Origin of the sequence: Paenibacillus sp. OT2-17 (assembly GCF_009827695.1) — a bacterium.
Taxonomy (GTDB): domain Bacteria; phylum Bacillota; class Bacilli; order Paenibacillales; family Paenibacillaceae; genus Paenibacillus; species Paenibacillus polymyxa_B.
In genome coordinates this window covers 1-8,284 of sequence record NZ_WUDQ01000136.1, presented here as the reverse complement: position 1 = coordinate 8,284, position 8,284 = coordinate 1, and the positions used below count along the sequence as shown (strand labels likewise).

The window sequence follows — 8,284 nt, the reverse complement described above, 5'->3', positions numbered from 1 at the left end:
AGTCATGAGCTCCAAGCGCAGATCTATGGCATAAAGGGAGCAGAGGCACCTGATCATGGCTATATCGACGGAATTCCCTGCATGCGTTATAAGCGGGGAGCAGGTTATATTTCTGAGGTGATTGCTGATTTAAAGAGATGGTTACCAGCGGTAGTAGATGTACACAACCGTCCGGCAGTTGCGTATGCAATTCGCGAGGCTTTACCCGATAGTCGGGTTGTGCTGACTTTGCATTCGACCACGTTCATCCGGGAGCCCCACCTCAAACGGGAGGAGATGGGTAGGCTGCTGGCATCGATGGATCGCATTATCGTGAACAGTGCGTATTTGGGGGCAATCGTAGCTTCTGACTGTCCCGACGCGGTCAGGGAACGCATCGTCATAAACAAGCTGGGTATCCATCCTGGCGATTTCCTGCCAAGGTGGACTCCTGCAGCAGAAGCGGCCAGATCGGCGCGATTGGACGATTTCGGCTGGTCAAGCCGCCAAATCGTGTTATTCGCGGGCAGACTGAAGCCAGGAAAAGGCGTTCACCGACTGCTCAAGGCCCTGCGGCATGTCGTCCGCGCATGCCCGGACGTACTGCTGCTCATTGCAGGTAGTGCCTATTACGGGCATGACCGCCTCACGCCGTACACGGCGTCGTTGCATCGGCAGATGCATAAACTAAGGTTGGGGAAGCATGTGCAATTCCTCGACTATGTTCCGCATCCAGCATTGGCCTCGCTATATCAGCTAGCCGATGTGACCGTTGTTCCTTCAGTGAAGGATGAGGCCTTCGGGCTGGTCAATCTGGAAGCCATGGCAGCAGGAGTGCCTGTGGTCGCTTCACGAATCGGCGGTATTCCGGAAGTTGTACAACACGGCGAGACAGGCTGGCTTGTGTATCCGTCTCACGGTGAGCAGGAAATGGCCGATGCCATCATCAGGCTGCTCCAGCAACCTGGCTTGCGACGACGGATGGGAGAAGCCGGGCTTGACGAGGTACGAAGACGATTTTTATGGCAGCACTCAGCACAACGCTGGGCACAAATCATAACGGACTGCGCAACGGAGTGACGTAGGCGCTGTTACGCGCATAGGCTACCTTATAGGCATTAGCCATGACTTCCAGCCGGGTGAATGAAGCGGGGCGACCGCTGGTTCACTCCTGTGCCAAAGGAGCGATCATCATGAACCATCGTACGAACCATAGCCCTAAGGATAAAAGAACAGCGCGGCGTAACCTTTCCAATGCAGTTCCCTCACCCCGTGTTAACAAGGAGAAAGCGGCTTCGACTTCCGGCAGTCATAGACTGAGCCAGCGCGGGACGGCAACGGTCCCTGCCCCCGTAGAGAAGGATACCTCGGTTCAAGCTATAGAGGAAGCGGCATGGAAGAAGCATAAGCTTCCCAAAACGCTAGAGGAAGCGATGCAGATGAATCGAGCATCTGTACTGCTGTTGTCTGTGCCTGAGTCAGATACGGAAGGCAGGATGGATAACGATAAACCGTCTATTACGACGGAAGATCAGGCAGAGCAAGATTCATTACTGGATTGTTCCATAACCAGTATTCACATTGCGGAAGGAAGACACCGCCCAAAGCAACGCGTGGTCTTGCCTGAGCAAGATATCGATCCAGCTTTCGATACGGAGAAAGAATTAGACTTGAATGCCATTCACGACGAATCAGCGACCAGTGACGAGGCTTCTGACGATCATATAGCTTCATCTCAATATGGGAGCATTTCTTTTCATCTCCCCGCACGAGCGGATAGGGGCGAAGTGAGCGTTATATTTGAGAAGCCTTTTATAGATACACAATATGTAATCACTGCCAGTGCGAGTATACCGGGAGTGCTGGTATCCGTCACACAACGTCAGAGGTATTCAGCAGTACTTACTGTGGAACGCATACACTCAGGTCCGATATGTGAAGGGTTGGTCCTTTGGATTGCGATGGGGCAATAATAAGAAGCCAGGAATATAAGTTGCCAATAATCAACTTCATACTAGAAAAAGGCGTCCCACAGTGGGACGCCGTATACATAAGAGGGAAGGGGGAAAACTTGTAATATCGGGGAAGTTTGTATTTATTACTTATCTCACACCTACAGCGTCAAAAGACTTAATAGCAGAGGTTACGGCTATTGAATTTTCACCATAACTATCTTTGGCCGCTTGGATAACAGCGGCACGCGCGGTGGAGAAGTTAGACGTGGAAGTCAGATAATTGGTGAAGGCATTATAATAAATATATACGGCTGCATCACGTCCGATTCCATCTACCTTGACACCATGGAAGGTGCCTCCTTGTGCCAGTAAATAGTAGGCTTTATTAATAATGCCACTATTAATATGGGCTCCACCATAATCCTCGTTGTTAGGATCAGGATAGAGATTGCTGTAGTGATCGACTTGACCGTATTTGACAGGATCGGAAAGGGAGCGAATGGCGTCGCCCTTAATATTAGGGGTATAAGCGACTTTGCCGAAATCCCAATTGGTACGCTCAATGTCGTTGCCTATAATATCTGAGATGGCTTCACTTAATGCACCAGATTCAGCGAAATACACGAGCCCTGATGAATGCTCGGTCACACCGTGTGTCAGCTCATGGGCAACAATTTCAAGGTCGCTGCTGAAAGGGGCAAATAACGTGCCGTCTCCGTCTCCGTAAAGCATATGAGTGCCGCCCCAGTGGGCATTATTGTAGTTCTTTGCGCCGTAATGGACTGCCGAAGCGATGGCCATGCCATGCCCGTCAATGCTGTCGCGTCCAAATCTATCCTTGTAATAATCGTAAGTGCGGATAGCGTAAGCGTGGGCATCCACCGCAGCCGGATCTTCCCATACGTTATCTGAATCTGTATACAGGGTGCCGGGGAGCGTCTCGGTGTTGTGGACGTTATAAGTTAGGATTCCTTTACCACGAGTCGTATCCTTTAGTTGATACTTCTTGCCCGAAGCTGTTGTTTCAAATGTTTTGGTATCACCGAATACACCGCGCCCTGTGCCGATCACTTCGTTAAGGATGTCATACTTGAAAACGATTTTTCCATCATTAGCGTCAATAAAGTAACGTGTGCGCAGCAGAGTGGGTTGTAAAGTATTAACTTCGGTTACATAGACTAGACGTGTTGAGTCTCCATCGGGATAGATATACAGTTCTGCTTTAGGGTCCACGCTTGGTTCCAGATTGGCAATTTTGGGGATAGAGGATGCAGGCGCTACCGCTTCCAATTTACTGTTCTCCAGTTCAGCTGCTTTATCCAAATCCAAGGAGTCCTTATCAAGAGAGATTGATAATTCATTGTTAGATGCTTTTTCGTAAGTGTCTTTACTTACACTACTTGTATCCTCGTAAGGTTCAGGAACGATTTGGACGGAGGAAGAGAGAGATTGAACCCGTATAGCTGCATCTTCATATGCGGTATATACAGCCTCAGTAGCACTGATTTTTGGAGTTGTATTTTCTTTAGCATCGGCTTGTTGATCTTCTGAAATGACCGCTCCCAAATAAGAGGTGATTTGACCAGACTTGTTTACATGGATGGTCTGTTCGGCTCCAAATACGGGAATTCCGTCTACGTATTGTTTTAACCGATAATGCTTTGTACCAAATTTGTCACTGGTACGATCCACGATACGAAATTGCTCGCGCACATGGGAACCGATGTGGGTATTGTCCAGACTCAATAATGTTTTTTGTTGTCGATTTAAAAAGCTCCAGACCAGATTGTCGCCTGTTACCGTTGAAGGGGACTTCCAGTTCACCGTTTGGAATGTTGGCGTAAACTGAGTCGGATCGGGAACAGAATTTTCAGCTGCGGAGGCCCCCGGCGCTATAGATCCTAATAACATAGCCCCTCCAAGAAGTGAAACCCATACTTTTTTCAATTCATACTCACTCTCCCTAATTAATGTTGGGGTAAAAACACCCTGTTTGCAGAAGCCTTACGTCATATATGTAAGTCTTGTTGCTCCTTTGAAACGTGAAGAGGATGGGATAAAAATTACCTTATGTAAAATATTAAGGTTTATTTTTTTGCAATCTCATCGTCTTGGCTCTGATATTAGCACAGAGGTTGTCGAACGAGAAGGTTAATTTTACAAAATACCCCAAAATGAATCTTTAGTCCCTGATTTACTGTTTATTTGTCTTATTTAGTCGAAAATGATCGAAGGGACCCGATGAACAAGAAAAGGGCGCCCCTTTGAGGGGACGCCATAAATAAGGGGGGAAGGGGCGCAGACTTGTACACTGCACCCCTATTTTTTCGTCCATTGTATGAGCCAGGGCCAAGTAACAGTTGCATAACGGCAAAGGTCTATGGACGGGATATGAGGATTATAGCGTATATGATTTAGTTTACGCCTACAGCGTCAAAAGATTTGGCAGCTGCAGTTGCTTCTGCTGAGTTCGCACCGTACTGATCTTTTGCTGCTTGGATCACAGCAGCGCGTGCGTTGGAGAAGTCGGAAGAAGAAGTCAGGTAGTTCGTAAAGGCACTATAGTAAATTTGAACCGCTGCATCGCGGCCAATTCCATTTACAGTTACGCCATGGAAAGTACCACCTTGTGCTAACAGATAGTAGGCTTTATTGATAATACCGCTGTTCGTATGAACGCCGCCGTTATCGGAGCTGCCTGTATACAAGTTGGAATAGTGATCTGGTTGATCGTACAGGGTAGGATTGGACATAGAGCGCAGAGCATCGCCTGCAATGTTTGGCGTATAAATATCATCGCCTACAAGCCAATTTTTACGCTGAATGTCATTACCGATTACGTCCGAGAAAGCCTCATTCAATGCACCGGACTCTCCGTAATATTCCAAATTCGAAGTATACTCTGTGACACCGTGCGTAAGTTCATGACCTACCACATCGGGGTCCCCGCTGAATGCGATAAATGTGCTACCGTCCCCGTCTCCATAAGTCATTTGGGAGCCATTCCAGAAGGCGTTGTTGTAACGGCTACCGTAATGGACTGTCGAACGGAGTTGCAGCCCGCGTCCGTCAATGCTGTTGCGTCCAAATTTGGCCTTATAGTAATCATATGTTTTGGCAGCATACGTATGGGCATCCACGCCGGCTGGATCATTCCATACATTATCGGCATCGGTCAGAATGGTACCTGGGATGCTTTGACGGTTGGAGGCCGTATAGGTCACAACCCCGTTACCGCGTGTTGTATCTTTTAACTGGTAGCTACTGCCGGAAGCAGTTGTGGTGAATGATTTGGTATCACCAAGCACACCTTTACCTGTGCCTGTCGCTTCATTAATGATGTCATACTGGAATACGATGCTGCCATCATTGGCATCAATAATGTAGCGAGTACGCAGTGGGGCAGGTTCTAAAACATTGACTTCTGTTACATAAACCAGCTGCAGGTCATCCCCTTTAGGATAGAAGTACAGATCGGCTTTAGGATCTACTTCTGGCTGCAGATTAGCGATTTTGGCAATGGAACTTTTTTCTGCTTCCACCGCTTCAATTTTGCTATCTTTCAGGGCAGATGCTTTATCAAGACTCAGCTCGTCCTTATCAGTAGATAGCGTTTTTTCGTTGTTAGCTGCTTCGGCGTAAGTGTCTTTGCTTACACTGCTTTGTTCCTCAACATCTTTAGAAATCGTATCGTCGGAGGTAGGGAGGGCTTCAATCCGTGCAGCTGCTTCTTTATATGCAGTGTAGACCGCTTCAGAAGCGCTGATTTTTGGAGTTGTACCTTGCGTAGCTTCAGCTTGCTGATCCTCAGTAACCACCGCTCCTAAGTAAGAGGTGACCTCACCAGATTTGCCCACATGAATAGTCTGTTCAGCTCCATATACGGGAATCCCGTTTACATACTGTTTTAGCCGATAATGGCTCACACCGGACTTGTCGCTTGTGCGATCAACGATTCGGAATTGTTCACGTACACTAGAGTCGTCCGCACCCAGTAACGATTTCTTTTGCCGATTCAAATAGCTCCATACAATGTCGTCCCCCGATACCGAGGAAGGGGCTTTCCATTGCTCGGCGTGAAAGGTCGGTGTAAGCTGAGTTGGCCCCGAAACGGAACTCTCCGCTGATGCACCAGACGCGACAGACCCTAATAACATAGCTCCTCCAAGAAGCGAAACCCATACTTTTTTCATCAAAAATTCACTCTCCTCGATTAATGTCAGGATGAATCATCCTGTCTTGAATAGGGCATTGCGCCATTTATGTAGGTCGTGTTGTCGTCTGGAATAGAAGAAAATGGAACATGAAGAGAAATACCGAAGTGTTTTTCATGAAGCGTACGTGAAAAGAGGGTACTGCAATATGAAGCATGTAGCCTAAAAAGGTGACAAACTCCTCCTTTCCTGTCGTATATAAAGAAAATAGAATAATGGTGGATAATGGAAAAAGTTGCCTTATGCAAAAAAAACAAATGTTGATTTTTTGAACTCCCATCATCTGGCTCTGATATTAGCACAGAGAATGACGGACGAGAAGATCTATGTCACAAATTTATCCAAAATGATTCTTTAGACCCTAATAACTCATTTATTTAATAGGATTAATAAGTTTTGTAAAATAAAGTCGAAAATTGCTGTGTCGAAAAGACTCCACGATTGCCGTTACACACGGCTTTTGGACCGCATAGGTTATGTTGAACTGTCCTAATCATGCTGTCCATCTATACAGCAGGAAGGGAGGTGAGACGGGAGCATGAAGAAGCAGGGAAGAGCTGGATACAAGATCAAACGGAGGCGGCATTCCGGCGCTTACTATCATTCCAAGATGTGGCTGCCGTTACGAATGCCGAACATGCATAAGAATCCGGTAGCCCCTGCCATGAGGGAGGTACTCGACACGGAGAGAGGGGCACAGAGCGGAGAAGAGCGACCATCTGAACTGTCATCAGTGGGAAAGTTTTTCGTATCTGTCATTATCCCGGCCATGAATGAGCAAAAAAAAATCGGAGCTGTGATTCGCGAAGCGCGCCGTGTCCATCCACATACAGAGGTTATCGTCGTTGAGAACGGATCACACGATAGAACGGCGAAGGTGGCAGCAGCGGCGGGAGCTCGTGTACTTTCTTTCCCGGAACCGCTCGGACATGATGTTGGCCGTCGTATTGGAGCGGAGGCGGCATCCGGACAGATCCTGCTTTTCCTGGATGGGGATATCGTCATTCCCTGCGTTAGACTCCGGCCGTTTATACACGCCATATGTGCAGGGGCGGATGTGGTGCTGAATGATTACCATGGACCTGTGAATCGTACGCCCGTACATCCTGTAGTGGAGGCAAAGCATGTATTGAATATATTGTCGAATCGTGCTGATTTAGGGGGAGCATCTATGACTGGCATTCCACACGCCATAAGTCAAAAGGCTCTAAAGGAAATAGGTCTAAAGCCCTTGGAGAAACCTCCTTTATTTCAAGCTATGTCCATCGCCTCCGGGTTACGAGTGGTGACTGTATATGGAATAGCTGTCGGTAAAATAAATGCGACACGTAAAAAACAGAACGGCAAGGACCCGCTGGCAGATGTAATTGTTCAGGACCATCTGGATGCCATTGCCTGGCTTACATCGCGTCTGGGAACGCGTGCGGGATATACGGATTTGGGGCGCAAACGGATCAGAGACGAGGTGAAACTGTGAGTAGACAGTATCGCAGAGGGAAGCGTGAAGAACCGAGCTGGGGGATCAGACGTGTTCAGCGAAAACGAGGAACGACGACTTCAATGCATAGCCGTAGGGTGAGAAAGCCCACACCTCGGGCGAAAGGAATGACCGAAGTGACTCCGCCTGTGGAACGCGAAGTTCCGGGAGATATTGTGTTACAGGGAACGGCAGCGGCTGTGGTCAGCGCCTGTAATGAAGAGTCAACGATTGACCGGGTACTGGGCGAGCTGGAAAAACTTCCGTTTACGGATATCATTGTCGTATTGAACGGCTGCACGGACGGCACGCGCTCCACCGTAGCCAAACATCATCCCAGTGTGACTCTCGTCAACGTGCCGGATCGACTGGGGCATGATGTTGGCCGTGCAGTAGGCGCGCGTATGACGCAGGCTGATATTGTGCTGTTCGTGGACGGAGATTTGCCGATTCCAGCATCTGATTTGTTACCTTTTCTCCACGCGGTGGATCAGGGAACGGATGTTGCGCTTAATGATCTGGGCAGACATTTGCCGCCCTATGCCCAGCAGGACAGCGTGACACGGTGCAAAGCATTCCTGAATCGCGTACTACATGTCGATAGGGCTTACACCTGATTTGACAGTCATAGGCAAGCTGGTGATTACCCTGACGATGTT

Annotated in this window: 6 protein-coding genes; 4 read left to right on the top strand and 2 right to left on the bottom strand. The window is 48.2% G+C overall.

Annotation, left to right across the window (positions count from 1 at the left end):
- Positions 1-1,059, top strand: a 1,059-nt coding sequence (locus GRP75_RS15010) for a glycosyltransferase family 4 protein (RefSeq protein WP_160789698.1), incomplete at its 5' end; no start/stop codon positions are given.
- A 113-nt stretch (positions 1,060-1,172) separates the two neighbouring features.
- A complete protein-coding gene (locus GRP75_RS15005; RefSeq protein WP_028541466.1) occupies positions 1,173-1,952 on the top strand; it encodes a WIAG-tail domain in 780 nt (259 codons plus the stop codon).
- A gap of 129 nt (positions 1,953-2,081) precedes the next feature.
- Here GRP75_RS15005 and GRP75_RS15000 read toward each other — a convergent pair whose 3' ends face one another.
- The gene (locus GRP75_RS15000; protein ID WP_160789697.1) at positions 2,082-3,881 is read right to left on the bottom strand and encodes a M4 family metallopeptidase; all 1,800 of its coding nucleotides are present in this window, start codon (positions 3,879-3,881) and stop codon (positions 2,082-2,084) included.
- A gap of 467 nt (positions 3,882-4,348) precedes the next feature.
- Complete coding sequence (locus GRP75_RS14995; protein ID WP_023990117.1) at positions 4,349-6,127, bottom strand: M4 family metallopeptidase; 1,779 nt, start codon at positions 6,125-6,127, stop codon at positions 4,349-4,351.
- A 559-nt stretch (positions 6,128-6,686) separates the two neighbouring features.
- On the opposite strand from GRP75_RS14995, the gene GRP75_RS14990 reads away from it, so the two are divergent.
- Together GRP75_RS14990 and GRP75_RS14985 are read left to right on the top strand one after the other, a co-directional pair.
- The gene (locus tag GRP75_RS14990) at positions 6,687-7,625 is read left to right on the top strand and encodes a glycosyltransferase family 2 protein (protein ID WP_075154703.1); all 939 of its coding nucleotides are present in this window, start codon (positions 6,687-6,689) and stop codon (positions 7,623-7,625) included.
- Positions 7,622-8,242, top strand: a complete 621-nt coding sequence (locus GRP75_RS14985; protein WP_337194229.1) for a glycosyltransferase family 2 protein — start codon at positions 7,622-7,624, stop codon at positions 8,240-8,242. The genes GRP75_RS14990 and GRP75_RS14985 overlap by 4 nt, the downstream gene beginning before the upstream one ends.
- The last annotated feature ends 42 nt before the right edge of the window (positions 8,243-8,284 follow it).

What these genes read in the sequence shown, in the direction of transcription:
- GRP75_RS14990 (WP_075154703.1), top strand. Translation starts at nt 6,687, where the DNA reads ATGAAGAAGCAGGGAAGAGCTGGATACAAGATCAAACGGAGGCGGCAT.
- GRP75_RS15005 (WP_028541466.1), top strand. Translation starts at nt 1,173, where the DNA reads ATGAACCATCGTACGAACCATAGCCCTAAGGATAAAAGAACAGCGCGG.
- GRP75_RS14995 (WP_023990117.1), bottom strand. Translation starts at nt 6,127, where the DNA reads ATGAAAAAAGTATGGGTTTCGCTTCTTGGAGGAGCTATGTTATTAGGG.